Annotated in this window: 1 protein-coding gene; it reads left to right on the forward strand. The window is 52.1% G+C overall.

The window, feature by feature from the left end; all coding sequences use genetic code 11:
• Positions 1–265, forward strand: a 265-nt coding sequence (locus ABGT15_RS14750) for a hypothetical protein (protein ID WP_367232221.1), incomplete at both ends; no start/stop codon positions are given.

The following is a 265-nucleotide window of genomic DNA, read 5'->3' on the forward strand; positions in this document are numbered from 1 at the left end:
GTCCTGCACTATCATCGGCAAGATGCGCGATTTGCAGACGCTGCTGGAAGAAAAAATCGAGGACGACCTGAAGTGATTGTGCTTTTCCACGAAGGCCAGGAAGTTCCTGACGATATTAGGCAGGCGCTGGGCGTTAAGTCTCAGGGCGAGACGGTGAAGCAAGGAAAAGCCTTTGTGGTGGCTCCTAGCGGCAGGGTAGCTGAAGGTTTTGCCTCGAAAGAACAAGCTCAGGATTTTGTCAAGCGTCTTCATACGCTGATTACCC

The sequence above is a fragment of the Flavobacterium enshiense genome, from assembly GCF_040750275.1.
GTDB lineage: Bacteria > Bacteroidota > Bacteroidia > Flavobacteriales > Flavobacteriaceae > Flavobacterium > Flavobacterium enshiense_B.